This is a genomic window from Sphingomonas sp. SFZ2018-12 (genome assembly GCF_022496715.1).
Classification (GTDB): domain Bacteria; phylum Pseudomonadota; class Alphaproteobacteria; order Sphingomonadales; family Sphingomonadaceae; genus Sphingomonas.
In genome coordinates this window covers 1154796-1181205 of record NZ_WTFM01000001.1, presented here as the reverse complement: position 1 = coordinate 1181205, position 26410 = coordinate 1154796, and the positions used below count along the sequence as shown (strand labels likewise).

General features: G+C 67.2%; 24 protein-coding genes. 7 read left to right on the top strand and 17 right to left on the bottom strand.

The window, feature by feature from the left end; genetic code table 11:
* Positions 1 to 111 precede the first annotated feature (111 nt).
* Complete coding sequence (locus tag GO308_RS05420) at positions 112 to 933, top strand: alpha/beta hydrolase (protein WP_240884358.1); 822 nt, start codon at positions 112 to 114, stop codon at positions 931 to 933.
* A 43-nt stretch (positions 934 to 976) separates the two neighbouring features.
* Here the strand turns inward: GO308_RS05420 and GO308_RS05415 are convergent, their stop codons facing one another.
* Positions 977 to 2710: a DUF885 domain-containing protein gene (locus tag GO308_RS05415; protein ID WP_066478624.1), complete on the bottom strand. Its 1734-nt coding sequence runs from the start codon at positions 2708 to 2710 to the stop codon at positions 977 to 979.
* A gap of 135 nt (positions 2711 to 2845) precedes the next feature.
* On the opposite strand from GO308_RS05415, the gene GO308_RS05410 reads away from it, so the two are divergent.
* The 3 genes from GO308_RS05410 to GO308_RS05400 are packed head-to-tail and all read left to right on the top strand — an operon-like array spanning position 2846 to position 6478.
* Positions 2846 to 4177 (top strand): MFS transporter, encoded by a 1332-nt coding sequence (locus GO308_RS05410; protein WP_240884357.1) that lies wholly within the window; start codon positions 2846 to 2848, stop codon positions 4175 to 4177.
* Positions 4174 to 5094 (top strand): cysteine synthase A, encoded by a 921-nt coding sequence (gene cysK, locus GO308_RS05405; RefSeq protein WP_066478620.1) that lies wholly within the window; start codon positions 4174 to 4176, stop codon positions 5092 to 5094. Before GO308_RS05410 ends, cysK begins: the two co-directional genes overlap by 4 nt.
* Before the next feature lie 37 nt (positions 5095 to 5131).
* Positions 5132 to 6478 (top strand): cell wall hydrolase, encoded by a 1347-nt coding sequence (locus GO308_RS05400; RefSeq protein WP_240884356.1) that lies wholly within the window; start codon positions 5132 to 5134, stop codon positions 6476 to 6478.
* Here GO308_RS05400 and GO308_RS05395 read toward each other — a convergent pair.
* From GO308_RS05395 to GO308_RS05340, 12 genes are all read right to left on the bottom strand, one after another.
* Complete coding sequence (locus tag GO308_RS05395; protein ID WP_240884354.1) at positions 6412 to 7986, bottom strand: PH domain-containing protein; 1575 nt, start codon at positions 7984 to 7986, stop codon at positions 6412 to 6414. The genes GO308_RS05400 and GO308_RS05395 overlap by 67 nt on opposite strands.
* Positions 7983 to 8462 (bottom strand): PH domain-containing protein, encoded by a 480-nt coding sequence (locus tag GO308_RS05390; protein ID WP_240884348.1) that lies wholly within the window; start codon positions 8460 to 8462, stop codon positions 7983 to 7985. The genes GO308_RS05395 and GO308_RS05390 overlap by 4 nt, the downstream gene beginning before the upstream one ends.
* 57 nt (positions 8463 to 8519) lie before the next feature.
* Positions 8520 to 10322, bottom strand: coding sequence for an acyl-CoA dehydrogenase C-terminal domain-containing protein (locus GO308_RS05385; protein WP_240884342.1), 1803 nt, complete (start codon positions 10320 to 10322; stop codon positions 8520 to 8522).
* Positions 10323 to 10333: 11 nt separating this feature from the next.
* On the bottom strand, positions 10334 to 10765 hold the full coding sequence (locus GO308_RS05380; protein ID WP_066478609.1) for a MerR family DNA-binding transcriptional regulator: 432 nt from the start codon (positions 10763 to 10765) through the stop codon (positions 10334 to 10336).
* Between the two features lie 31 nt (positions 10766 to 10796).
* Entirely contained in the window at positions 10797 to 11303 is a 507-nt protein-coding gene (locus GO308_RS05375; RefSeq protein ID WP_240884341.1) for a hypothetical protein, read from the bottom strand.
* Positions 11300 to 11656 (bottom strand): phosphoribosyl-AMP cyclohydrolase, encoded by a 357-nt coding sequence (hisI, locus tag GO308_RS05370; RefSeq protein ID WP_066478605.1) that lies wholly within the window; start codon positions 11654 to 11656, stop codon positions 11300 to 11302. Before hisI ends, GO308_RS05375 begins: the two co-directional genes overlap by 4 nt.
* Positions 11657 to 11711: 55 nt before the next feature.
* Positions 11712 to 12269 (bottom strand): DUF924 family protein, encoded by a 558-nt coding sequence (locus GO308_RS05365; protein ID WP_240884339.1) that lies wholly within the window; start codon positions 12267 to 12269, stop codon positions 11712 to 11714.
* A complete protein-coding gene (locus GO308_RS05360; RefSeq protein ID WP_240884336.1) occupies positions 12266 to 13066 on the bottom strand; it encodes an SDR family oxidoreductase in 801 nt (266 codons plus the stop codon). The genes GO308_RS05365 and GO308_RS05360 overlap by 4 nt, the downstream gene beginning before the upstream one ends.
* A 12-nt stretch (positions 13067 to 13078) precedes the next feature.
* Positions 13079 to 13846: an SDR family oxidoreductase gene (locus tag GO308_RS05355; protein ID WP_240884334.1), complete on the bottom strand. Its 768-nt coding sequence runs from the start codon at positions 13844 to 13846 to the stop codon at positions 13079 to 13081.
* A 163-nt stretch (positions 13847 to 14009) separates the two neighbouring features.
* The gene (locus tag GO308_RS05350) at positions 14010 to 15056 is read right to left on the bottom strand and encodes a phosphotransferase family protein (RefSeq protein WP_240884332.1); all 1047 of its coding nucleotides are present in this window, start codon (positions 15054 to 15056) and stop codon (positions 14010 to 14012) included.
* Entirely contained in the window at positions 15053 to 16138 is a 1086-nt protein-coding gene (locus GO308_RS05345; RefSeq protein ID WP_240884330.1) for a Zn-dependent alcohol dehydrogenase, read from the bottom strand. The genes GO308_RS05350 and GO308_RS05345 overlap by 4 nt, the downstream gene beginning before the upstream one ends.
* A gap of 143 nt (positions 16139 to 16281) precedes the next feature.
* Positions 16282 to 17565: an acyl-CoA dehydrogenase family protein gene (locus tag GO308_RS05340; RefSeq protein ID WP_240884328.1), complete on the bottom strand. Its 1284-nt coding sequence runs from the start codon at positions 17563 to 17565 to the stop codon at positions 16282 to 16284.
* 163 nt (positions 17566 to 17728) lie between these two features.
* On the opposite strand from GO308_RS05340, the gene GO308_RS05335 reads away from it, so the two are divergent.
* Both GO308_RS05335 and GO308_RS05330 read left to right on the top strand, forming a co-directional pair.
* Entirely contained in the window at positions 17729 to 18994 is a 1266-nt protein-coding gene (locus tag GO308_RS05335; RefSeq protein WP_240884326.1) for a TetR/AcrR family transcriptional regulator, read from the top strand.
* 92 nt (positions 18995 to 19086) lie between these two features.
* Positions 19087 to 19641 (top strand): hypothetical protein, encoded by a 555-nt coding sequence (locus tag GO308_RS05330; protein WP_231726078.1) that lies wholly within the window; start codon positions 19087 to 19089, stop codon positions 19639 to 19641.
* A gap of 7 nt (positions 19642 to 19648) precedes the next feature.
* Here the strand turns inward: GO308_RS05330 and GO308_RS05325 are convergent, their stop codons facing one another.
* Positions 19649 to 20956 (bottom strand): MFS transporter, encoded by a 1308-nt coding sequence (locus tag GO308_RS05325; RefSeq protein WP_240884324.1) that lies wholly within the window; start codon positions 20954 to 20956, stop codon positions 19649 to 19651.
* Positions 20957 to 21020: 64 nt separating this feature from the next.
* Positions 21021 to 23744, bottom strand: a complete 2724-nt coding sequence (locus GO308_RS05320; protein ID WP_066549504.1) for a TonB-dependent receptor — start codon at positions 23742 to 23744, stop codon at positions 21021 to 21023.
* Between GO308_RS05320 and GO308_RS18590 the strand changes: the two genes are divergently transcribed.
* Positions 23698 to 23832 carry a hypothetical protein gene (locus GO308_RS18590; protein WP_276616513.1) on the top strand — a complete coding sequence of 45 codons (135 nt, stop codon included), beginning with the start codon at positions 23698 to 23700 and terminating at the stop codon, positions 23830 to 23832. The two genes, GO308_RS05320 and GO308_RS18590, sit on opposite strands and share 47 nt — an antisense overlap.
* 118 nt (positions 23833 to 23950) lie before the next feature.
* On the opposite strand, the gene GO308_RS05315 is transcribed toward GO308_RS18590, so the two are convergent.
* Positions 23951 to 25024, bottom strand: a complete 1074-nt coding sequence (locus tag GO308_RS05315) for an acyl-CoA dehydrogenase family protein (protein WP_240884322.1) — start codon at positions 25022 to 25024, stop codon at positions 23951 to 23953.
* A 51-nt stretch (positions 25025 to 25075) separates the two neighbouring features.
* Positions 25076 to 26290 carry an acyl-CoA dehydrogenase family protein gene (locus GO308_RS05310; RefSeq protein ID WP_240884321.1) on the bottom strand — a complete coding sequence of 405 codons (1215 nt, stop codon included), beginning with the start codon at positions 26288 to 26290 and terminating at the stop codon, positions 25076 to 25078.
* Between the last annotated feature and the right edge of the window lie 120 nt (positions 26291 to 26410).

The window sequence follows — 26410 nt, the reverse complement described above, 5'->3', positions numbered from 1 at the left end:
GATGATAGCCGATCCGGCGAGCGGGAAAAGACTGTCGCGCGGGGCGACCGGGTGACGCCATATTGTCACCACGTCGGGCTAGCGTCGCGCCGTTAGCCACCGGAGACCCCCATGCCCTTCATCGAAACCCGCGACGAGACCGAGCTGTACGTCAAGATGTGGGGCGATGGCCCGCCCGTCGTGCTGGTCCATGGCTGGCCGCTCAATGCCGACAGCTGGGACGCGCAGGCGCTCGGCCTGGCGGAGGCGGGCTACACCGTCGTCGCCTATGACCGGCGCGGGTTCGGCCGCTCCGAACAGCCGTGGCACGGCTATGACTATGACACCTTCGCCGACGACCTGGCCGACGTGCTCGACGCGGTCGATGTGGAGGATGCCGCGATCATCGGCTTTTCGATGGGGGGCGGCGAGATCGCGCGCTATATGAGCCGGCATGAGGGTGCGCGGGTCGTCAAGGCCGGGCTGATCGGCGCGGTCACCCCCTTCCTCCTTCAGACCGACGATCATCCCAATGGTGCGCCGCAATCGGTGTTCGACGGCATGATGGCGGGCGTGCGCGCCGATCGTGCCGAATTCATGCAGGGTTTTCTGAAGGGCTTTTTCGGGCTGGAGAACAACCCTGAGGCGTTGAGCGACAGCGCGGTGCATCATCACTGGAACATGGCGATGATGGCGGGCCTTCACCCGACGCTGCAATGCATCGCGGCGTTCGGCACCACCGACTTTCGCGCGGACATGGCGGCGTTCACCGTACCGACGCTGATCGTTCATGGTACCGCCGACAGCATCGTGCCGATCGACATCACCGCGCGCGTCGCCGCGACGATGATTACCGATGCGACGCTGATCGAATATGACGGCGCGCCGCACGGGCTGGCGGCGACGCATGCCGACCGCCTGACCGAGGACCTGATCGAGTTCCTCGACGGCTGAGGACGAAGCGTCGCCCTGGCGCAGGCCGGGGCGACGCCCTTTTTCAGAACAGGGCGCGCGGGGTATCCTCGTTCATCATTGCCTGACGGACCAGCGGGATCGGCGGGCCGCCATAGCTGAGGAAGCGGTCGTGGAAGCCCTTCCACGCCTCGCGCCCGCCATTCTTCGCGGTCCAGTCGGCGCGCAGCTTGCGGATCATCAGCTTGCCGAGCGTGTAGTTGAGATAGGCGGGATCATAGGTGCCACGCGCGGCCTGTTGCCGCGCGTTACCTTCGTCCTGGAAACATTCGTCGCGGAACATCGCCTGCGACTGCGCCTGCGTCATGCCGCGCGCGTGCAGCCCGATCGCGGACAGGAACCGGCAGTTGCGCAGCAGCGCGTTGGACAGCTGGCCGATATGCGTCTCGGGCGTGCCGCGCAGCCCGGCCTCCCACATCATCTCCTCGGTATAATGCGCCCAGCCCTCGGCAAAGGCGTAGCCGACGAACAGCCGGCCAAAGAGCGATTCCGAGCGGTTGGCGTGGAGGAATTGCAGGAAGTGGCCGGGAAATACCTCGTGCACTGTGGTGAACAGCAGGTCGGGCTCGCCGGGAATATAGGCCGCCTGCACCGCCGGCGACCAGGACGGATCGGGCGGCGAGATGTAGTAGATCGACGGAATATTCTTCTCGAAGGGTCCGGGCGGGTCGATATAGGCCGAGTTCTGCCGGTTATAGGGCGGACTTTCGCGGACCAGCGCTTCCTCGGTGCCGGGAATGGTCACCAGGTCCTTTTCGATCAGGAAGGCGCGCAGTTCGGGGATCTGGCGACGGGCCGCGGCGACCGGCCCGCCCTCGGGCTTGATCGCGTTGATCTCGCCCATGCATTGCGCGATCGATTTGCCCGGCGCGAGCTTGGCGCATTCGGCGCGCAGCATCGCCTGGTTGCGGGCCAGGTCGGCGCGACCGACGCGTTCCAGCGCGTCGAGCGAGATGTCGACGGCTTCGGTCGCCTTCAGCATGCGCGCGAAGCGTTCGGGCCCGAGCGCGAAATCAGTGGTCGCGTCGGCCTTGCTGGCCTCGAGCCAGTCGCCCAGCCCGCGTGTTGCCTTCGCCGCGGCCATGGCGGCGGCGTCGAACTCGCGCTGCAGCGTCGGGTCCTTGACCTCGGCAAAGGCCGCCTTGGCATCGCCGGTATAATAATCGGCAAAACCGCGGAAACCGGCCACCCCATAGTCGACAAAGCTGACCGGCAACGGAAGCTTCAGGTTCGCCTTGATCTGCTCGACCGCGCCGGGCACGCCCTTGAGGAAACGGGTGAGCGCCTGCAGCCGCGTCGCCGGATCGGCATAGTTGCGCGCGACATAGACGTTGGGATCGAGCCCGCCGATGTAGAAGGCGGGGTTGCGATGCGGCTGATCTGCATCCTCCAGCCAGAACAGCTGGCCTTCCGCCACCTTGGCCAGGTAATCGCGCTCGAAACGCTGCTGGGGGGTCAGATCGCGAAACCGGCCGGCCTCGCGGATCGTCACCTTCAGGAAGTCCGCGCGCGCCTTCAGTCCGGCATCGCTCCAGTCGGGCAGCTTGCCGTCGAAATCATGGCGGCCCTGATAGACCGCGAACGCCGGGTCGAGCGTGAACCAGCGCTCGATCGTCCGGTCGACAAACGCCTGCCAGTCGGCCGAGCCGGGTGCGATCACCGCAGTCGCCTGCCCGTCATTGCCGTCGCCGCCGGGCGAGCAGCCGAACAGGGCCAGCGCCGCTGCCGAAACCACCGCTGCGCGCAGATATTTCCGCATCCAATCCTCCGATTCGTTGCCAACATGCTGACAGGTCGGGGGATGAAGGGCCAGCACGGACAAGCCACGCTTGTTCGCGGCCCCAGCAAAGCGTGGTTGCCGCCGCCCCCGCGATACCGGTAGAGCGCGGGCGAGATGGTTGCTGTCGCCCACCCCTTTCGCGTCCACAACTTCCGCGCCTACTGGGTGGCGCGGCTGGCCACGACCCTGGCGCAGGTCGCGATGGTCGTCGTGATCGGATGGCAGGTCTACGATATCGCGCGCCGCACCATGGGGATCCGCGATGCCGCGATTCAGTTAGGCCTGATCGGGGTCGCTCAATTCCTGCCGCTGCTCGTCCTGTCGCTATGGGCCGGATGGGTCGCCGACCGGGTCGATCGCCGCTGGGTGGCGCGGGGTGCGGTGGCGCTGGAGGCCGGATGCGCGCTCACCCTCGCCTGGCTGACCTGGTCGGGCACGATCACGCTCGGCGCGCTGTTCACCGTCGCCGCCCTGCTGGGCGTGGCGCGTGCCTTTGCCGGGCCGGCGCTGCAGGCGCTGTCGCCCAATCTGGTCGCACCGGCGGTGCTGCCGACCGCGATCGCGCTCAGTTCGATCGCGTGGCAGTCGGGTTCGGTGATCGGTCCCGCGATGGGCGGCTATCTCTATGCCGCCGCGCCCTGGCTGCCCTACGCGATTTCGGGCGGGCTGTTCCTGCTGGCCCTCGTCATGCTGATGCTGATTTCAGCCGTTCCGCGCGCGGCGATCCGGGGCACGACCAATCCGTGGGCGCAGATGGTCGATGGGCTGCACTATGTGCGCCGCAACCGGCTGGTCTTCGGTGCCATCTCGCTCGATCTGTTCGCGGTGTTGCTGGGCGGCGCGACCGCGATGCTCCCGGTTTATGCCCGCGATATCCTGATGGTCGGGGCCGATGGGCTGGGCCATCTGCGCGCCGCCCCGGCGGCGGGCGCAGTCGCGATCGCGCTCGTCTTTTCCTGGCGGCCGCTGCGTCGGGATGTCGGGCGCAAGATGCTGCTGGCGGTGGCCGGGTTCGGCGTTGCGACGGTGATTTTCGGGGCGGCCGGTCCTTTGCTGCAACGCTGGCTCGGACCCGACGCAGTCGGCAGCGACGTCGCGCCCGCCGTCCTGGTGTCGCTCGCGGCGCTGTTTGTGCTCGGCGCGGCCGACATGGTTTCCGTCTATATCCGCCAGTCGCTGATCCAGCTGCACACGCCCGACGAGATGCGCGGGCGCGTCGGTGCGGTGTCGACCCTGTTCATTTCGGGATCGAACGAGCTCGGCGAGGCGGAGAGCGGCTTCCTCGCCGGTCTGATCGGACCGGTGGCCGCGGTCGTGGCCGGCGGGATCGGCGCGGTCCTGGTGACGATCGCCTGGGCGCGGATTTTCCCAGAGCTGCGCCGCGCGCGGACCTTCGGTCCGCCCGAAACATTTGAATTTGTCCCCGTAAAGGAGAAGCCGGCATGAAGGCGAACACGATTCTGGCGACGATCGGCAACACCCCGCACATCCGGGCGAGCCGCCTGTTTCCCGACGCGGAAGTGTGGATCAAGTCCGAGCGGTCGAACCCCGGCGGCTCGATCAAGGACCGCATCGCGCTCGCCATGATCGAGGCGGCGGAGGAAGCCGGCGCGCTGAAGCCCGGCGGTACGATCGTCGAGCCGACCAGCGGCAACACGGGCGTCGGGCTTGCCATGGTCGCGGCGGTCAAGGGCTATCGCCTGATCCTGGTGATGCCCGAGAGCATGTCGATCGAGCGTCGCCGCCTGATGCTCGCCTATGGCGCGACCTTCGACCTGACTCCGCGTGAAAAGGGGATGAAGGGCGCGATCGAGCGCGCAACCGAGATCGTTCAGTCGACGCCGGGCGCGTGGATGCCCCAGCAGTTCGAAAACCCGGCCAATATCGCGGTGCATGTGCGCACCACCGCCAATGAGATCCTGGCCGATTTTGCCGAGTCGCCGATTGATGCGATCATCACCGGGGTCGGCACCGGCGGGCATATCACCGGCGTGGCCGAGGCGCTGAAGCCGCATTGGCCGGCGCTCAAGGTCTATGCGGTCGAACCCGCCGCCTCGCCGGTCATTTCCGGCGGTCAGCCCGCGCCGCATCCCATCCAGGGGATCGGCGCCGGCTTCGTCCCCGCCAATCTGCACACCCCCGCGATCGACGGCGTGATCCAGGTCGATGCCGGCGAGGCCAAGGAAATGGCGCGCCGCGCCGCGCGTGAGGAGGGGATGCTGGTCGGCATCTCGTCGGGCGCGACGCTCGCGGCGATCGCGCGCAAGCTGCCCGAACTGCCCGCGGGATCGCGCGTGCTCGGGTTCAACTACGACACGGGCGAGCGGTATCTGTCGGTGCCCGACTTCCTGCCCGAACATTGATCCGGAACGATCGCGCCGACGACGGCGAAATCGCGTGATGCGTGCCGATCCCAGCGCGGGGCTGTCCGTGCCGCTGCGCGCCGCGATCGCACTGGTCGGCGGCATCGCGGTCTTGCTGCCGGCGGTCATCGTCACGGCGGTGCCGCCCGCCCGGCCGCCATCGCAGGCTGCGCGCGCGGCCGAGGCCCGGGTCATGCCCAAGGTGGTGGTGCCGCCGGTCGAGCCGATCCGGCTGCGCGAGCTGGCCCCGCGCGACGCGGTTGCGCTCAATGCGTCGGTTCCGTTTTCTGACGCACCCAACCCCGCCGCGCGGCCGTTCCGTTTTCGCGGTGCCCCGGAGGACCGTTCGCGCGCGATCGACTGCCTGGCGGCGGCGATGCTGTACGAAGCCGGCGACGATCCCGACGGCCAGCGGCCGGTCGCGCAGGTCGTGCTCAACCGGGTGCGCCACCCCGCCTTTCCCAAATCGATCTGCGGCGTGGTGTTCCAGGGATCGGACCGGCGGACCGGGTGCCAGTTCACCTTCACCTGCGATGGCGCGCTCGCCCGCGCCTATGCGCCGGCGCAATGGCGTCGTGCCCGCGATCTGGCGGCTGCCGCAATCGACGGTCGGGTCGACCGCCGGGTCGGGCATGCCACGCACTACCACACCGACTGGGTCGTGCCCTATTGGAGCGCGAGCCTGGACAAGATCGTCGCTGTCGGCACGCACCTGTTCTTTCGCTGGACGGGATGGTGGGGCACCCCTGCGGCGTTCCGCGGCAATGCGAGCGGTGTCGAGCCGCGTATCGCGCTGCTTGCCCCCTATTCGGCAAGCCATGAGGGCGCAGAGTCGGCGACGGCCGAGGATCCCGGCACCAACATGATCGACGCGGTGCCCGGCGGCGCGGTTACGTCCGCACCCGATCCGGTTGCGGACTTCGATACCTTTCTGGTCGCGCTGGATCCGCGTCTCGGTGCGTCGGCATATCCGGACTATGCGCGGCGCGTCTGCGGCCCACGCGACAGCTGCAAATTGCTGGGATGGCGCGACGCGGCACTGGCGCGCGAGGCGATCGCGAAGGATGGCGTGCTGTCGCCCAGGCTGCTCGCCACGATGTCGTTCAGCTATCTGCTTGACCGCAAACGCGGCTTTCAGCGTGTCCTGTGGAACTGCGCCGAGTTTCCGCGCGACAATCCGCGTGACTGCATGCGACGCGGGCTGGCGGCGGAGCGGCCCACCCCCGCCCCGACGCCGGTCCCGGACGCCAGCACCGGCCCGAAACCGCTCGACGGAGTACGGCGAAAGCGCCCGCAGGATGCCGCGCCGCCGGCGGTTCAGGTGGTGCCCGCCCCTACCGCCTCGCCGGCCGCGCCGGTTTCCGCCCCCGCGTCTGCCAACTGATCCGCCCAGATCGCGCGCGCGGCAATTGCTGCACCCATGTCGCGCGCGATCGCGGTGTCGACGTCGATGATGCGCGGCGCGCGGATCTTGCCCGCCCCGGCGGTATCGATGTGGATGCTGGCGATGCCGAGCAGGCGCTGCAACGGCCCCTGGCGCATGCGCACGACCTGAACCGCGCGGTCGGGGACGACCCAGGCTTCGCGCGACAGGACCCCGCGCGTCACCTGGAGCGAGCCGTCGAGAAGCGCATAGCGGTGATAACGCCGCGCGAGCAGCGCCGCGACGACCGGCAGCGGGGTGAGGACCAGCAAGGCGACCGCGGGCGGAAAGACGATGGTCGCGATCAGCACGGCCACCAGCGGTCCCGGCACGTTCAGGATCAGCGAGCGGACGATGTGGCGCGGCGAAACCTCGCGCAGTGGCAGCGGCTCGAACGGCGGCAGCACGGCGGCGGCGAGGATCGGGGCAATTTCATCGGGACGCGCGAGCGGTGCGATCGACTGGCGCCCGCCCTTGTCGTTGCTGCCGCCGAGTGTCTGGAGCTCAAGCGCCCGCCAGCCCAGCAGCCCGCTGATCGCGCCACGCCGGATCAGGGCGAGCTGGACACGGTTGATCGCGATGACGACCTCGGTTCGAGTCAACAGGCCGCGCACGCGGCGCAGCCGCTGCTCGATCCGGGTGAGGCGAAACCCGAATTCGCCGAGCAGGGTCTGGAGGACGCCGCTGGCCAGGCCGAGCATGATCGCCAGCACGCCGACGATCACGAACGACGCGATGTTCAGATAATGTGCGGCCTCGCGCTTGCCCGCCCGATACCACTCGTCGATCAGGTCGTAGTCGAAGTCGATCGCATCGCCGAGCGTGTTGAGGATCCCGAAGATCACCGCGATCCAGACCAGCGAGAACCGGAACAGGCCGAGCGTGAGGACGCGGCGAAGGTCCATCGCGAACAACGAATGTTCGTGGTCGGCGGCTGCGTCGGCATCGGGTCCGGCAAGCGGCGCGTCGCAACCGTCGCTGGCGGCGACACGGCGACGAAGGCTGCTCGCACGGATCGTGGCGCGCAGCCGTTCGGCCTCCGCGGTGGCGACGCTGTCGAGCGTCGCTTCATCGGCATCGCTACCGCCGGTTTCGATCCGCACCGTGACCAGCCCGAACAGCCGGGCGAGCGGCTTCTGCTCGAGCGAGACGTCCTGCACGCGCTCGAGCGGGATCGAGCGTCGGCTCTTGTTGAGGATGCCGTCGGCGATGACCACCTCGTCCGCGGTGATCCGGTAGGTGAACGCGCGCCAGCGAAGCCATGCGACCAGGAGGCTGACGAGCCCGATCAGCCCGAGCACGGCAATCCCGACCAGCAGGCCGCGACGGTTGATCAACGGGATCAGCGCCGGAAGCCCCAACAGCGTGCGCGGGCTGGCGGCCAGGATACGGAGCAGGACGGTTCCGGGGTGAAGCCGGCGGGCCGGGTCTGCCGCGTCGGCCACGGCGTCGACGGTCAGGTCAGTCATCCCCGCGCCGCGATCGCTTCGCGGATGGTATCGCGGATCGCATCGGCGGTGTCGCGGGCGATGCCGGGCAGGTGCACGACGTTGCTTTCCGAACCCGCGGTGTAGAGCGACAGGCTCGCCACCGCGTAATGGCGTTCGACCGGCCCCTGGCTCACATCGATATGCTGCACGCGGCTGACGGGCACGATGGTGTGGCTGCGGAACAGCCAGCCCGACGCGACATGCAGTTCCCCGCCGGTAAAGGCGTAGCCCCAACGCGACCAGCGCCGCCGGGTGGAAAACAGGATCGACCAGATCGCGAGCACCAGGACCGGCACGGCGACGAGGCCCGATACCGGCAGACGGTCCGCCAGCGCGACCTCAATGCCGATCGCGCCCGCGATTGCGACGATGGATTTCAGCGCCGCATCGACGCGCATGACACCGAGTTGCCCCGGCTCGAGCGGTTGCAAGGCAATCGGGGCGAGCATCGCCATCCCTATGCGTCAGGCGGGCGCGGTCGCTCAAGCGAAACCGCACCCGCCCGCATGCGGTCACGCGGCCAGGAACATTTCCGGGTCGAGCGCCATGATGCTGTCGCTGCCGCCCTCGATCTTGCGGCGATGCGCCCCTGCCTCGGGCAGGATGCGCTCGGCGAAGAAGCGCGCGGTCACGATCTTGCCCTCCATGAACTTCGCATCGCCCTGCCCTTCGGCCAACGCGGCGTGCGCCGCCTTCAGCATGCGCAGCCACATCATGCCGAGCGCGACGATGCCCATCAGATGCATGTAGCTGTAGGCGCCGGCACCGACCTGATTGGGGTTCTGGAGCCCGTTCTGGAGGAACCAGCCGGTCGCGGCCTGAAGGTCGTTGAGCGCACGCTCGAGGCGGGTGGCGAAGTCGGCGAGCTTGTCGTCGCCCTTTGCCGCGGCGATTTCCTCGCCCACCAGCTTGAACAGCGCCTGCACGGCGCGACCGCCATTCTGGGCGAGCTTGCGCCCGACCAGGTCCATCGCCTGCACGCCATTGGTGCCTTCGTAGATCATGGCGATACGGGCATCACGGACATACTGCTCCATGCCCCATTCCGCGATATAGCCATGGCCCCCATAGATTTGCTGGGCATCGGTCGCGATCTTGTAACCGAGGTCGGTGCCATAGCCCTTGATGACCGGGGTCAGCAGGCCGATCAGGTCGTCGGCAAGCTGCCGCTCCGCCTCGTCGGGGGCCATATGCGCAAGGTCGACCTGGAGCGCGCCCCACAGGCACAGCGCGCGCAGCCCCTCCAGGCTCGCCTTCGCCTCCATCAGCACGCGGCGGACATCGGGGTGGACGAACAGCGTGTCGGCCTTTTCGCCGGGCTCCGCCGCGCCGGTCAGCGCGCGTCCCTGACGACGGTCGCGCGCATAGTGCACCGCGTTCTGGTACGCGGTTTCGCCGACACCCAGGCCCTGCAGCCCGACGCCCAGCCGGGCGACGTTCATCATGATGAACATCGCGGCGAGGCCCTTCATCTCCTCGCCGACCAGCCAGCCCTTCGCGCCGTCATAGTTCATCACGCAGGTCGAATTGCCGTGGATGCCCATCTTGTGCTCGATCGACCCGCAGGTGACCGCGTTGCGTTCGCCCAGCGAGCCGTCATCGTTGACGATGAACTTCGGCACGACGAACAGGCTGATCCCCTTGGTCGATTCAGGCGCGCCGGGCGTCTTGGCGAGCACGAGGTGGATGATGTTGCTGGTCAGGTCATGTTCGCCCGACGAGATGAAGATCTTCGTGCCCGTGATCGAGTAGCTGCCGTCGGCATTGGGTTCGGCGCGGGTGCGGATCAGCCCCAGATCGGTGCCGCATTGCGGCTCCGTCAGGTTCATCGTGCCGCCCCATTCGCCCGACACCATCTTGGGAACGTATTTTTCCTTCTGCGCCTGCGACCCCTTGGCGAGCAGTGCTGCGACCGCGCCGTGGGTCAGCCCGGGGTACATGGCGAACGCCATGTTGGCGGAAATCATATATTCCTGGAACGCGGTCGAGATGAGGTGGGGCATCCCCTGACCGCCGAATTCCTCCGGCGCCGACAGCGTCGACCACCCGCTCTCGACCAGCTTGTCATAGGCTTCCTTGAAGCCCGCCGGCGTGGTGACGCTGCCGTCCGCGTGCCGGGTGCAGCCTTCCTGGTCGCCCGACTGGTTGATCGGGAACAGCACCTCGGCAACGAACTTGCCGCCTTCCTCCAGCACCGCGTCGACGATGTCGGGCGTCGCGCCGGTGAATCCGGGCAGATTGGCGAAGCGGTCGAGGCCGATCACATGGTCGAGCACAAAGCGCGTGTCGCGCACCGGCGGCGTATATTGCGGCATGTCGGGCGATCCTAGTCCTGAGGGTGTGTTTCGGTTTCGAGAAAGGTGACGAACTGCTGTAGCTCGGCGATCGCGGCGTCGATATCGCGTTTCTGCGCCCGCAACAGCGCGACGCGATCGCGGCAGCGCTGGATGGTCACGCGGCGCTGCACCCGGCGGCCGTCGCCGATATCGTAGAGGTCGATCATCTCGCGGATTTCGGCCAGGCTGAACCCGACGCGCTTCCCGCGCAGGATCCAGGCGAGCCGCGCACGGTCGCGATGCGAATAGATGCGCGCCAGACCCCGCCGCTCGGGCGAAATCAACCCTTCGTCCTCATAGAAGCGAAGCGCGCGCGGCGTGACGTCGAACTCGGCACACAGGTCCGAGATCGAGAAATATTCGCGGTCCGGCCGCGGTTCGATCGGGGCGAAAGTCGCGATCGTGGGCACGTTCGTCGCCATGGCGCATTCCTACGCCAGGTTTACGTGAACGTCAACTCCCGCAGAGCAATCGGCCGCGCGGATCGCGCAGCAATTGCGCCTCCGCCGGCGCATCGCTCAGGCGCTGGACCCGGAGCGCGGACAGGCTGGCCCGGCCCCGGCAGAGCGCCGCGCAACCCGTGGGAATGCGCGCCGGAAACGCGATCTCCTCCCCCTCGATCCGTGCGTCGAAGGCGCAGTCGCCCAGCTCGATGCGCAGCGCGGAACCCGACTGGGCGACCGTGCCGCGCGCGGTGCATCCGATCCCGTCGCCGTAATCGATCGTGACGCCGATGCGATAACGATCGCCCGCCGACACGACGCAGACGCGGTCGGTTTCGCGGACGAAGACTCCAACCGGGTTGGCGACTCCCGGCGGCGGCACCAGCCCCTGCCGGATCGCGACGGCTTCGATGGCGGCACCGGCATCGGCGGCGGTCGCCCCCTGCCCTTCCCCGCCGCCGCAGCCGGAAACCAGCCCGGCCAGCGCGATGATCAACGGAAGCGTCCGGCGCGTCATTCGCGAACCAGTGCCCGCCCCTCGATCCGGCGGTAGAAGCAGCTTCGCGCACCGGTGTGGCATGCCGGCCCGGCCGGGGCGACGCGCAGCCAGACCGCGTCCTGATCGCAGTCGATGCGCGCTTCGAGCACGTGCAGCACGTGGCCCGAAGTCTCGCCTTTCTTCCACAGGCGCGCGCGGCTGCGCGACCAGAAATGCGCCTCGCCCGTCGCCAGGGTAAGGTCGAGCGCCTCGGCATTCATGTGTGCCACCATCAGCACTTCGCCGGTTGCGGCATCGGTGGCGACAGCGGTGATCAGTCCGCCGGCATCATAGCGGGGGTCGAGTGTCAGCCCGGTTTCGCGAGGATCCATGCCGCCGCGTTAGCGGCTTGCGCGACGGCGGCCAAGCCAGAGGTGCCCCCCGCCGTCACCAACCCGCGTCGCGCCGGGCCAGATAGGCAAGCTCCGCCGCGCTGCTTTCGCGCCCGAGCGCGGCGTTGCGCGACGGAAAGCGCCCGAAGCGATCGATTACCTCGGCATGGGCGCGGGCGAAGCGAACCTGGTCGTCGAGCCCGGCGGCCTCAAAACATTCGATCGCGAAATGCTGCAGCCCGGCATGTTCGGCGTGCATCAACGGCATATAGAGGAACATGGCGCGTTCAGGCGCGAGTGCACGATCGAACCCGCGCCGGATCGCGCCGAGCGCGAGGGCCACCGCCAGCGTGTCGCCCCCGAACGCCTCACCAGAGCCGCGATGGATGTTGCGTGCGAACTGGTCGAGGACGATGATCGCGGCGAGGGTGGTGTCGGGGGTGTCGGTCCACCCCGCCGCGCCGCCGGCCTTCAACCGATCGAGCAGAGGCGCGAAGCGGGCGGCGATGCGGCGGTCCAGCTCCTCGTCCTTGGCGAAATGCGCGTCGCTGGACAGCGCAAACCAGAAGTCCAGGACCCCGGCGGCCTGGTCGGGGATCGTCGCCGGCGTCATGCGGCGGTCTTGCCGAACTCCTGGCGGGTCACGGGATGGCTGGAGGACAGCCCGCCATCGACCACGATCGCCTGGCCGTTGACATAGCTCGCCGCGTCGGAAGCAAGGAACAGCGCGACCTGCGCGATCTCGTCCGGCTCGCCGCCCCGGCGCAGCGGATTGAGGCGGCCGATGCGATCCTCCTTGCCGTGCTCGCGCGCATATTCATAGGCGCGCGCGGTCATGCCGGTTTCGATCAGGCCGGGACAGATGGCGTTGACGCGCACATTGCTGCCCGACAATTGCTGCGCGCTGGTCTGGACCAGGCTGATGACGCCCGCCTTCGATGCCGAATAGGGCGGACCGCCCGCGCCGGATCGAAGCCCCGCGACGCTGGCGGTGCAGACGATCGCGCCGCCGCCGCGATCGACCATATGCGGCGCGGCGTGCTTGATCATCAGGAACGGGCCGATCAGGTTGACGCGCAATATCTCCGCCCAGTCGTCGGGCGTGACGTCGAACAATCCGGCGATGCCGCCCGAGATACCGGCATTGGCATAAGCGATGTCGAGGCCGCCGAATGAAGCGACCGCCAGCTCGACGGTGCCGATCACGTCCGCTTCATCGCCTGCGTCCATCTCGATCGCCTGGGCAGTGCCGCCCGCTTCGGCGATCATCGCGACGGTCTCATGCACGCCCACACTCTTGTCGGCGCAGAAGACGCGCCCGCCCTCGGCCGCAAAGGCCCGCGACGTCGCGCGGCCAATGCCGGAGCCAGCGCCGGTGACGATGATCGACTTGTCCTGAAAGCGCATCATCCGTTTCTCCGATCAGATCGTGACACCGCCGTCGATCACCATCGCCTGGCCGGTCATGAACGCGCTGGCCGGACTGGCGAGATAGACGACCGCGCCGGCGATATCCTCCGGTTCGCCGATCCGGCGCAGCGGCGTGCGGCTGTTGGTCGCGGCGATCCGCTTGGGGTCTTCCCACAGCGCCCGGGCAAAGTCGGTCTTGACCAGCCCCGGCGCGATGCAGTTCACACGGACGTTGTGCGGTCCGTATTCGACCGCGTAGTTGCGCGCGAGCTGGAAGTCGGCCGCCTTCGACACATTGTACGCGCCGATCATGCCGTCGCCGCGCAGGCCGCCGATCGACGAGACGATGACGATCGACCCGTCGCGGCGCTCGATCATCTCGGGTGCGACCAGCTGGATCAGCCAGTGATTGGCGAGGATGTTGTTGTCGAGGATCTTGCGGAACTGTTCGTCCTCGATGCCCGCCAGCGGCCCGTAATAGGGATTGGATGCGGCGTTGCAGACCAGCACGTCGATGCGTCCGAATGTCGCGCGCGTCTGATCGACCAGATTGGCGAGTGCGGCTTTGTGCGACAGGCTGGCGGCGACCGCGATGGCGCTGCCTTTGCCGTGTTTCGCGTTCAAATCGGCGGCGACCGTGTCGCAAGCATCCTGATTGCGGCTGGAAATGACCACCTTCGCACCATGCGCGGCCAGCGCCTCGGCCGATGCCTTGCCGATGCCGCGCGACGATCCGGTGATGATCGCCACCTTGCCGGTCAGGTCGAACAGGTGAGTCATGGAAGGGGCTCCGGTTCAGAGGTTGGCGTCATCCCGGCGCAGGCCGGGATCTGTTGCCACATGGTGCGCTCATATGGCCTGAGACCCCAGCCTTCGCTGGGGTGACGGAAGGTGGGGATCGTCGTCCCGGCATAGGTCGGGACCGCCGTCAAATCGGGCGCGCTCACGCCCCGGCCCGCTCTGCGAAATGCCATGCCGCTGCGGCCAGCGCGGGCAGCCGCTCGACGGTCGCCGACGCCTGTTTGCTCGACGCATTACCGTCGATCATCCGCTTCTTGATCCCCTGGACGATGCCGGTCAGGCGGAACAGGTTGTAGCTGAAATACCAGTCGAGCTGGGGCACGCCGTCGCGGCCCGTCGCGGCGCAGTAACGCGCCACGACCTCGGCGATGGTCGGGATGCCGGTTTCCGGACCGTCCAGTCCCTTGACGCCCGAGCGCCCTTCCGGCTCGGTCACCCAGTTCATCAGGAAATAGCTGAAATCCGCCAGCGGATCGCCCAGCGTCGACAGTTCCCAGTCGAGCACCGCCAGCACGCGCGGGCCGTCCTGCGCGAAGATCATGTTGTCGATGCGGTAATCGCCGTGCACGATCGAGGTACGCGTCTGTTCGGGGACGCTCCTGCCCAGAAACGCAATGAGCCGCTCGACTTCGGGCACATCGTCGGTCTGGCTCATGCGATACTGCTTGGTCCAGCGGGCGACCTGGCGCTCGAAATAATTGCCGGGCTTGCCATAGTCGCCCAGCCCCGCCGCCTCGTAATCGACCGCATGCAGCGCCGCGAGCGTGTCGACCATCGCATCGTAATAGGCCCGCCGCTGTCCGGGCGTCATGCCGGGCAGCGCGCCGTCCCACAACGTACGCCCGTCCACCATTTCCATGACGTAAAAGGCCGCGCCGAGCACGCCCGCGTCCTCGCACAGCCCATAAGGCCGTGCGACCGGAAAGCCGGTGGGATGCAGCGCGGCGATCAGCCGATATTCGCGCTCGACCGCATGGGCGGACGGCAGCAGCGGTCCGAACGGCTTGCGGCGCAGGACATAGGCGCCGCTGGCCGCGTCGATGCGGTAGGTCGGATTGCTCTGACCGCCGGGGAATTTGGCATAGGCAAGCGGCCCCGCATAGCCCGCGACGTTGGCGGCCATCCACGCCTCGAGCGCGGCGGGGTTCAGGTCGTCGGTCGCGACCATCGGCGCCGTCGCCTCGCTCATCTGAAGCGGATCACCGAGCGGACTGAATCGCCTTTGCGCAACTTGTCGAGCGCATCGTTGACCTGATCCAGCGCGATCGTCTCCGCCACCATCGTGTCGAGATCGAGCAGCCCGTCGAGATACATGCGCACCAATCGCGGCAGGTCGATCGGGAACTGGGTGGAGCCGAGCAGCGACCCCTGCAGCTTCTTGCCGGTCAGAAAGGTCGGGCCCGGGATCGACACGTTGTTGCCAGGCGCGATCATGCCCAGGATGGTGGCCGTGCCGCCGCGGCGCAGGATCGCCCAGGCGAGCTCGGCGGTCTGCGGCCGGCCGACCGCCTCGATCGCATAGTGGACGCCGCCGTCGGTCAGCTTGAGGACCGACTTGACCGCATTGTCCTCGCCCGGATCCATGACGTGCGTCGCGCCGAGCTTGCGCGCCAGATCGCGCTTCTCCGCCACCGGGTCGATGGCCAGGATCATGCCTGCCCCGGCGATCCTCGCCGCGTTGATCGCGGCGAGCCCGATGCCGCCCGCGCCGATCACCGCGACGCGTTCGCCCGGCTTGACCTTGCTGTCGTTGAAGATCGCACCCGCGCCGGTAATGACCGCACAGCCGAGCAGCGCCGCACGATCGAGCGGCATCGCCTTGTCGATCGCGACACAGGCGTTTTCATGGACGAGCATCTGCTCGGCAAAGGCGGACAGGTTGAGAAAGGGGGCGAGCGGCGTGCCGTCGTCGAGGGTCAACCGCGGCGAAGCGTCCGCCGGGCGGCGCGTCGAGGGATTGATGCACAGCGATGGCCGGCCGCTGATGCAGAATTCGCACGAGCCGCAGAACACGGTGAAGAAGGTAATGACGTGATCGCCGGGGCGGACCGAGGTGACGCCCTCGCCCACCGCCTCGACCACGCCCGCCGCTTCATGGCCGGGCACCGTCGGCAGAGGGTGGGGAAAGGCGCCGTCGACAAAATGCAGGTCGGACCGGCAGACCCCGCACGCCGCGGTGCGGATCAGCACCTCACGCGGACCCGGCGCGTCGATGCGCACATCCTCGATGGTGAGCGACGTGCCGGGCTGGCGCAGGACGGCGGCCTTCATGCGAAACGCTCGGTCGTCCCGGCGGAGGCCGGGGACCTCAGGCAGAAGATGGTGCAATGGCCGGATAGCGGCCCCCGCCTGCGGGGTCCCCCGCAACGTGATAGTTTGCAAGGGCTCCTGCGCCGGGGCGACGTGGGTGGCGCTCACCGGGCCACCCCGATGTCGCCGCTCGACGCGCGGTCCGCTTTGTAATCGCCATATTTGCCCAGCTCGTGACGGGCGATAGTGCGGTTGTGCACCTCGTCCGGACCATCGGCGAAGCGCAGCGTGCGCATGCTCGCCCAGTTGTGCGCCAGCTCGAAATCGTCCGACACACCGCCGCCGCCATGCGCCTGGATCGCGTCGTCGAGGATCTGGAGCGCCATCGTCGGTGCCTGGACCTTGATCATGCTGATCTCCAGGTGCGCCGCCTTGTTGCCGGCGCGGTCCATCATGTCGGCGGCCTTGAGGCACAGCAGGCGCGTCATTTCGATGTCGATGCGCGCGCGGGCCAGTCGCTGCTCCCAGATCGAATGTTCGGCAATCCGCTTGCCGAACGCGACCCGCGACTGGAGCCGCCTGGCCATCGCCTCCAGCGCCTCCTCCGCCACACCGATCGTGCGCATGCAGTGATGGATGCGCCCCGGCCCGAGACGACCCTGCGCGATCTCGAACCCGCGCCCCTCCCCCAGCAGCATATTGTCGACCGGCACGCGGACATTGTCGAGCACCACCTCGCCATGCCCGTGCGGGGCGTGGTCATAGCCATAGACCGACAGCATCCGCTCGATCTTCACGCCGGGCGTGTCGAGCGGCACGAGGATCATGCTCTGCTGGGCATGGCGCGACGCGCCCGGATTGGTCTTGCCCATCACGATCGCGATTTTGCAGCGCGGATCGCCGGTGCCCGACGACCACCATTTGCGGCCGTTGATGACATAATGGTCGCCGTCGCGGACCATCGAGGTTTCGATATTGGTCGCATCGGACGAAGCGACGGCCGGTTCGGTCATCAGGAAGGCCGAGCGGATCTCGCCGTTCATCAATGGCCGCAGCCACTGCTCCTTTTGTTCGCGGGTGCCGTAGCGGTGGAAAACCTCCATGTTGCCGGTGTCGGGCGCGGAGCAGTTGAAGACCTCCGACGCATAGCCGATCCGCCCCATTTCCTCGGCGCAAAGAGCGTATTCGAGGTTGGTGAGCTGCTCGCCCTCGAACGCGAACGTGTCGTCGACATGGGTCTGACCCGAATGCGGCGGCATGAACAGGTTCCACAACCCTGCGGCGCGCGCCTTGGCCTTCAGCTCTTCGAGCACGGGCAGGACCTTCCAACGCTCGCCTTCGGCCATCTGACGGTGATAGTCGTGCCGCGCCGGACGAACATGGGTGGCGATGAAGCTGCGGACCCGATCCCGAAAATGGGTCTCCCGCTCGCTGAGCGTGAAATCCATGGCAGCCCTCCTATCCCGTTCGTTCGCGATTTGCAGGCTGACTTAGGCCATACCCGATCTTCGGTAAAGCAGCTTCGGTCGAGATTTGACGTCAGGGAACCGCCGTTTCGTCGCACGGAAAAAAGCCACTGTTCCTTCGAATCACTTTTGCTAAGCTGTCATAATGGATGTATCGGAAAGCCTCCGTCCCACCGGGGGCCGCAGCAACGGGGAAATCGGGACGAAGCGGTTCCAGGCCAAGCGGGACGCGATCCTTGCCGCCGCCGCCGAAGCCATCAACGAACAAAGCGCCAAGGGCATGACCTTTGCCGACGTCGCGCGTCGCGTCGGCCTCAACACCACCAGCGTCACCTATTATTTCAAGCGCAAGGAGGACCTTGCGGCTGCCTGCTTCGAGCACACGCTCGGCCGGTTGCAAACGATGCTCAACGAAGCACTGGAAGCGTCGACGCCGGACGCGCGGGTGGAACGCTATCTCGACCTCAACATGAATCGGCTCGCCCGCATTCGCCGTGGCGAGGAACAGGCCTTCGCGATCCTGTCCGACCTGCGCGCGATGGAGGAGCCCGCCAAGTCGGAGCTGCTCGTCGGTTGGCGCGAGGTGTTCCGGAAGACGCGCAACCTGTGGGGCACCGGGGGATCGCGCGCGCGCACCGACCTGCGCGGTGCACGCGCGCACGTCGTGCTGGAGAACACCTTCTGGCTGTCCGCCTGGCTCGACCGGTACGAACTCGACCAATATGAGCGGGTGGAAGCGCGGCTGATGGACGTATTCCGTCACGGCATCGCCGCGCCGGGCGCGCACTGGACCCCCGAGCTGCTCGACCTGGCACCCGCCGAGCCCGAGCCGGGCCGCGAGGCGTTCCTGCTCGCCGCGACCCGGCTGATCAACGAGCTCGGCTATCGCGGCGCGTCGGTTCAGCGCATCGCCTCCGAGCTCAACGTCACCAAGGGCAGCTTCTACCACCACCTCGATGCCAAGGACGACCTGGTCCTTGCCTGTTACCGGCGCAGTTTCGACCTGATGACCGCGGCGCAGCGCGCGGCCGACCAACGTGGCGGGTCGCACTGGCAACGCCTGATCAACATCATCGCGACGCTGCTCGACATCCAGTTTTCGGAGCGCGGACCGCTGTTGCGCACTACCGCGCTCACCGGCCTTCCGCCCGACGCCCGACAGGCGATGGTCGACCGGTCGAACCGGATCGCGCGGCGCTTCGCCGGCATGATCAGCGACGGCATCGCGGAGGGGTCGATCCGTCCGGTCGACCCGCTGGTCGCATCGCAGGCGCTGATGTCGTTGCAGAACGCCGCGTTCGACATGCGCAAATGGGCGAGCACGATGCCGCGCGAGCGGGCGGTCGCCTTCTACGCCTCGACGCTCGCTTTCGGGCTGTTCGACGACCGGATGCTTGGCAGCGACGATTGAGACAGCAGGATTGTAGAACGCTGCCCTGCAAAGCCTGTTATGATGCGATTTGCGTCACACCCGGCGCGCTTCCAGCCGAAACGGGGCCGAACATGCACGCCGACAAGCCGATCTTCCGTCACATCCTCCTGGTTTCGCTCGCGCTCGCTGGCGCGGCGCCCGTCACGGCCGTCGCCTCGGCGCCGCTGATGGGGCAGGACGCAAAGTCGAACGACGCCGCCCGGATGCAGGACGACGAGGACAAGACGAAGAAGAAGGCCGAGGACATTGCCTCCCAGCCCGCACGCGACATCGGCGCCAAGGAAATCAAGGTGCCGCCCCTGCTCGCCGCCGCAGCGGAAGCGCCCTATACCATGACGGGCGTGGGCACATGCACCGCGCTGGCCGGCGCGATCGCCGACCTCAATCGCGAGCTCGGTCCCGACTTTTCCGAAGAACCGGCAAAGGAGAGCAAGAAGGGCAAGCTTGCCGAAGCCGGCGGACGCGCGGTGGTCAATTCGATCATCCCGTTCCGCGGCATCGTCCGCGAAGTGAGTGGCGCGGCGGCGGCCGACCGGCGATTGCAGGCGGCAATCGACGCGGGCTATGCACGGCGCGGCTTCCTGCGCGGCGTCCATCGCGCGCGCGGGTGCAAGACCGCGATCTGACGCGCGATCAGGGCGCGCGGCGCAGCAGCACGCCCGCGCGCCAGTAGTGCCAGATCGCCCACGGCGTGGCCGCAGCGAACAGGCACATCGACCAGCGCAGCGATTCGGTACCCAGGCTGGGTTTCAGCACGTCGCTGATCACGCCGACCAGAGTGGGGCCCAGCCCAAGCCCGACCAGGTTGATGATCAGCAGCGTGATCGCCGCCCACAGCGCCCGCAGCCGCACCGGCGCCAGCCCCTGGATCAACGCGAAGGTCGGCCCGAGATAGCTGTTGGCCAGCAGGACGTAGAGGAAATAGCAAAGCAGCGCCGCGACGGGCTCATCGAAAATGAAAAAGCCCAGCGTGAAGGGCAGCGCCGCGGTCTTGAGCGCCGCCACCATCCAGGGTTGGGCATGGAGGCCGCGGTTGCGGGCGAGCCAGTCGGCCAGCCGACCGCCGCCTACCGCCGAGAGCGTTCCGACCACTGCGCCGATCGGCGACACGATCAGCGAGATGTCGAGCATCCGCAACCCGAGGGAGCGTTGCATGTAGCTCGGACCCCAGGCGGTCAGGCCATAGCCGATCATCGAGGTGAGGGTGACTGCCATCACGAGGTGAAAGGCGGGCGCGCTGATGGCCATTGCCCGAAAACCGTCGACCAGGCTGGGCATCGCCCCACGCCCGGCATCGGTGCGCCGATCCGCCATGCCGCGACGCGGTTCGACGACGAACAGGTAGACGATCACCGCCAGGGCCACCCCGGGCAATCCGATCGCGAACATCGCCACCCGCCAGCCATAGAAGCTGGCGATGGTACCGCCCAGAAAGGTGCCGATCGCGGCGCCGAGCACAACGCCGAGTGAATAGATACCCATCGCACCGGCGCGCTCTTCGGGCGGATAAAGATCGGCGATGATCGAATGGCTCGGCGGCGACGATCCCGCCTCGCCGATCCCGACGCCAATCCGTGCGGCCAGCAGCTGCGCGAAATTCTGGGCGAGCCCGCCGAGCGCGGTCATCAAGCTCCAGACCGCGAGCGAGACCGCGATGATGTTGCGGCGGTTGAAACGATCGGCAAGCCGCGCGACGGGGATGCCGAGCGTCGCATAGAACACGGCAAAAGCCAGGCCCGACAGCAACCCGAGCTGGGTGTCGGAAAGCTTGAGGTCGGCCTTGATCAGTTCCTGGAGGATCGCGAGGATCTGGCGATCCATGTAGCTGAAGAAGTAGGTGAGGGTCAGCAGCGCGAGCGTCAGCCCGCGACGATGCGTCGACCGGGCATCTGCGGCCGCCAAGGCATCGGCACCCATGTCCGTCACGGCGTCACTGCGCATCACCGCTTCCCGGACCCGGTCGCATGGAAATGGGGCGACCGCCTACGGCCGCCCCGCCCCACGATCAGAACTGCCCGCGCAGCGTGATCCCGTAAGTGCGCGGCTCCGCCAGGAACTGCGAGAAGAGCTGGCGCCCGCCGGGATATTGCGGATCGACGAACGGCGCGGAAGTCGTGCCCGCCTGGAACGGCGAGTTGAACGCAACCTGCGCATAATCCTCGTCGAACAGGTTCTGCGCCCAGAATTCGACTGCCCAGCGCTGATCGGGTCCGCGCACGCCGATGCGCGCGTTCATCACGAAGAAGCTGTCCTGTTCCTTTTGCGGGAACAGGTCGGATCCGGTGTTGTAGTCGTCGGTCAGTCGGCCATCGAGGTAGAACAGACCGCTCAGCCCCGAGGAACCGATGTCCGGCGTCCACGAAAAGGACGACGTCACGACGATTTCCGGCGCGTTGGACAAGTTGTCGCCCGGCAGCTTGCGCAACGCGGGATCGAGCGGCGCGCCGTTGCTGTTGCCGACGACATTGTCGGCATAGCGCGTGTCCGCATAAGTGAAGCCCAGGTTGACGTTGACGTCGCGCACCGGCGACAGCGACGCTTCGAGCTCGACACCCTGCGACACGACGCCATAGGTCGTGTCGTCGGCCGCGCACGCCCCCGTCGTCGCCGACGTATCCCGATCACCGCCATTCAGGTCGGAATTGCAGCCATTGACCGTCTGCACAATGAACACGGTTCCATTGAAGGTGTTCAGCTGGAAATTGTCGAACTCCTGGCGGAACGCGGCGAGGCTGACCGACACCGGACCGCGCTGATACTTCGCGCCGACTTCGTAGGCGTTGACGATTTCCTGGTCGAACTGGAGGTTGTTGACCAGCGCCTGCGCGCCGCCGACCGCCGCAAAGGGAAGGATCGGGCTCTTGAGCGCCGAACGGTCGAGATTGAAGCCGCCCGCCTTGTAGCCGCGCGAATAACTGCCGTAGAGCAGCAGATCGGGCGTCGCCTTCCACGACGCGATTGCGGTGCCGGTGAACTCGTCCTCGCTGCGACGATCGTTGATCGACACGCCGTTGAGCTCCGCCGTCGAATTGCCCTGGCAGGACAAGCCGATGATCCCGCCGGCCGTCGCGGCCAGCGTCGGGTTGGTCAGGAAGCTCGCGAGTGCCGCCTGGTTCCCCGTGCACGCAGTATTGTCGTTGCCGAACGTCGCATCGAACCGCTTGCGCTCGTTGGTGTAACGCAGGCCCAGCGTCAGATCGATCGTGTCGGTAATGTGGATGATATTGTGCGTGAAGAACGCATAGTTGCGGCTGTTCTGAAAATAGCGGTCACGGGTCGAACCCCGATTATTGAGCCCGTCGAGCCGATCCAGCGCGGCGTACACCAGCGGCGATGCGGCGCCGAACGCCGCTGGTCGCGCGGCAAGACATCCCGCCGAGGTCGGCGAATAGAGCGCCGCCAGACCGCCGCCCGACACAATCCGGCACGTCGCGAAACGGCCATATTGGTTGCCGAAGCGCAGATTGTCGGTGACGGTCAGGTCTTCGTCCGCGTAATAGGCGCCGACAAGCCAGTCGAGCCGGCCGTTGAACGCCTCGCCGTTCAGCCGCAGTTCCTGGCTGAACGTCTCGAAGCGACGGCTGGCCCCGCCATCGGCCGCGCGATAGAGGATGTCGACGGTGCCATAGTCGATGTCGCCGCCCTGATCGCTGTCGTAGCTGCGATATCCGGTGATCGACGTCAGCGTCGCGGCACCGAAATCCCAGTCGACCTGGCCCGAGAAGCCCCAGTCCTCGGTCGTACCATCAAAGGAGCGGCCGGGCGATACCGAGACGTCGCGCGAATAGCCGGGGTTGAGCGCACTCAGATTCTGGCCGAGATCGCGCAGCACGTTGACGATGTTGTTCCCGTTCGCCTGGAGCGGCGACAGCGGCGTCGACGGGTTGTTGAGGTTTCCGATGAACGGATTGACCGAATTGTCGACATAGGTCGCCGCGCAGCACTTCTCGTCGCGGCGGGTATAGTCGCCGATCAGGCGGACGCGGATGTCGCTCGACGGTTCGAACAGCAACTGGCCGCGGACGAAGAAGCGGTCACGGTCGTTGATGTCGGTGTCGTTGCGCGCGTCGTAGTAAAAGCCGTCGCGACGGGTATAGACTGCGTCGATCCGCGTCGCGAGCGTCTCGCCGAGTGGAACGTTGATGTTCCCGGCCGCGCGGAAATAGTCGTAATTGCCATATTCAAGCTGGCCGCCGCCGGAGAAGTCGAACGACGGCGCCTTGCTGACGATGTTGATGATACCCGCCGACGCGTTGCGCCCGAACAGCGTGCCCTGCGGCCCGCGCAGCACTTCGATCCGCTCGATGTCGCCAAGCTCGTTCAGGCCGATGCCCGACCGCGAGCGATAGACACCGTCGATGAAGACCGCGACCGAGCTTTCGAGGCCGGGATTGTCACCCACCGTGCCGATGCCGCGAATACGCGCCGAACCGTTGGCTTCCGAGCCCGTCGAGGACACAAGCAGCGACGGTGCGAGCTGGTTGAGCTGGCGAATGTCGGTCGCGCCCGACAATTGCAGGCTTTCCGCCGACACCGCGGACACGGCGACCGGCACGTCGGACAGCACCTGGGCGCGCCCCTGCGCCGTCACGATGATGTCGGCCGGGCCTTCATCCTCGCTCGCCTGCTGGGCCTCGCTTGCCGGCGCAGCGTCCTGCGCCAGGGCCGGCGCGGCCGCCATCATGAACGTCGAAATCGCGCAAGCAGAAAGCAGCTGCCGCTTCTTCATCATTCCTCTCCCGTCCTGGCTGCGCAGTCACCGCACATACCTGATACTCGAAGATGCGGCGATGTTGGCGCGGCGTCAAGCGCGCTGACCCCGCGCTAATCACGGTTTTCAGGGATTGTTGCCATTTTGACATAGCGCCGGGCCGGCCGGGCTGTCGCCCGGACCCGAGCTTTGAAAACGCCCTGGCGGTGTTGTCCGGAGGTGCCTCAGTAGCCGTTGAGGCGGGCGAAGCGTTCGCGGTGCCACGCCGCGTTGCCCCACATCGCCTCGACCACGCGCGACCGTTTGAGGACGAAGCCGACGTCATAGTCGTCGGTCATGCCGATCCCGCCGTGCAGCTGGATCGCCTCGCGGCTGACCAGGTTCATGACGTCGCCGGCGAACGCCTTGGCCAGGCTGACCGTCTGCGACAGGTCGGAGCGATTGGCGTCGATCGCCTCGAGCGCGCCCTCGACCACCGATCGCATCAGCTCGAGTTCGGTGAACAGCTTCGCCATGCGATGCTGGAGCGCCTGAAAGGTCGACAGCGGCTGGCCGAACTGGACACGCGTCTTCAGATAGTCGTTGACCGTCTGGAACGCGCTTTCGGCCATGCCCAGCATTTCGGCACACGCCGCCGCCGCCGCCCGGTCGGTAACCGCGGTCAGCAGCCCATCGCCGCCGCCCGCGAGCCGTTCTGCGGCCGCACCGTCGAAACGGATTTCGGCATGGCTGCGCGCGTCGGTCATGCGGCGTCGCGCACGCATAATCCCCTCGCCCGCCGGGACCAGGTAGACGCCGTCGGTTGCCGCGACGACGAACAGGCTCGCGCTGTCCCCCTCGGCCACGAACGCCTTGGTGCCGGTCAGCCGGCCATCGGCGACACGCGTGCTGATCCGGGTCGGGTTGAAATGCGGCCCCTCGTCCACCGCCAGTGCGGCGACGATTTCGCCGGTTGCGATGCGGGGCAGCCAGTGCGCCTGTTGGGCCTCGCTGCCACCGAGCAGGATCGCGCTGGTCGCCGCGGCCGTCGCCGCGAGGGGGGTCGCGACCAGGTTGCGGCCCAGCTGCTCCAGCACGATGCCGAGCGACAGATAGCCCATGCCGGCCCCGCCATGCGCCTCGGGCACAATGATGCCGGCAAATCCCATTTCCGCCTGCGCGCGCCAGTGCGCGACGTCATAGCCCTCGGGCGGCGCGGTGTCGCGCACCCGGCGAAAGGCGCTGACCGGCACCTCGTTGTCCGCCCATTCGCGCGCCAGATCGCGCAGCATCGTCTGCTCTTCGGTCAATGCGGCCATTTCAGTTCCTCTGTTCCGGTCGCCGCCCGGCGCGAGCCGGGGCGACGCCATTCACTGGTGGTCGAGCATCCCCAGGATGCGCTTGGCGATCACATTGTTCTGGATCTCGCTCGATCCGCCATAGATCGACACCGCCTTACCCCACAGCCACGCGCGCGTCTGGCCCAGCTCCTCCTCGGTGAAGCCCTCGCCTTCCCAGCCCAGGCCGTTCATCCCCATGATCTCGATCGCCAGTTCGGCGCGCTCCTGCATCACGCGTGCGCCGACATTCTTCATGATCGACGTTGCGGCTGACGGGCCCTGGTTCGACTTGGCGTCGATCGCGGCGCGGCGCAGCGTCATGGCAAAGGCGCGCATGTCCATTTCGTGGCGTACGATCCGCATGCGAAGGTCGCTGTCGGGGACGCGGCCATCCGCGTCGCCGAGATATTTCTTCGCCATCTGGCCCAGCGGCGTGCCGGCGAACATCCGCCCGGCGCTCGATCCGCCACCCGACAGGCTGGAGCGTTCGTGCTGAAGCAGCCGCTTGCCGATCGTCCAGCCCTGGCCCGGTGCCCCGACCAGATTTTCCTTCGGCACCTTCACGTCAGTGAAGAAGGTCTCGCAAAAGGGTGACGAGCCCGAAATCAGCTTGATCGGCCGCACCTCGACGCCGGGCGACTTCATGTCGATCAGCAGGAAGGTGATCCCCTCATGCTTCTTCGCCTTGTCGGTGCGGACCAGGGCAAAGCACTTGTCCGCCCATTGCCCGCCGCTGGTCCAGGTCTTCTGGCCGTTGACGAGATAATGGTCGCCCTTGTCTTCGGCAAAGGTCTGAAGGTTGGCGAGATCGGAACCGGCATTGGGTTCCGAATAGCCCTGGCACCAGCGTACCTCGCCCTTGGCGATCGCCGGAATGTGCTCGCGCTTCTGCGCCTCGTTGCCATATTCAAGCAGGGTCGGCCCGAACATCATCACGCCCATGCTGCCGCTGACCGGGTTCCAGGCACCGACGCGGCCCATCTCCTCGGCCAGGACGCGTGCCTCGGCGGGGCTCAGCCCGCCGCCGCCATATTCGACGGGCCAGGTGGGGACGCTCCACCCCTTCTCACCGATCGCCTTCTTCCACGCGGCCTCGTCCGGGCTCAGCTCTGACGGTCCCTCCAGCGCGGACAAGCCATGATCCTTGCCCTTGAGCGCGGGTGGGAAATGCTCGGCCAGCCAGGCCCGGGCGGTGGCCCGGAAGCTCTCGAGCGGATCGGTCACATCTTCGGCGCGCGTTGCCATCGGCTTCTCCTCTCCGGCGATCATCGGCCGGCACATCCACTTTCGAAACTGCGGTATGGCGTAATCGTCGTCAAGCCCGTCCATCGGCACGACCCTGCGGCGCACGCTGCACGCCGATCA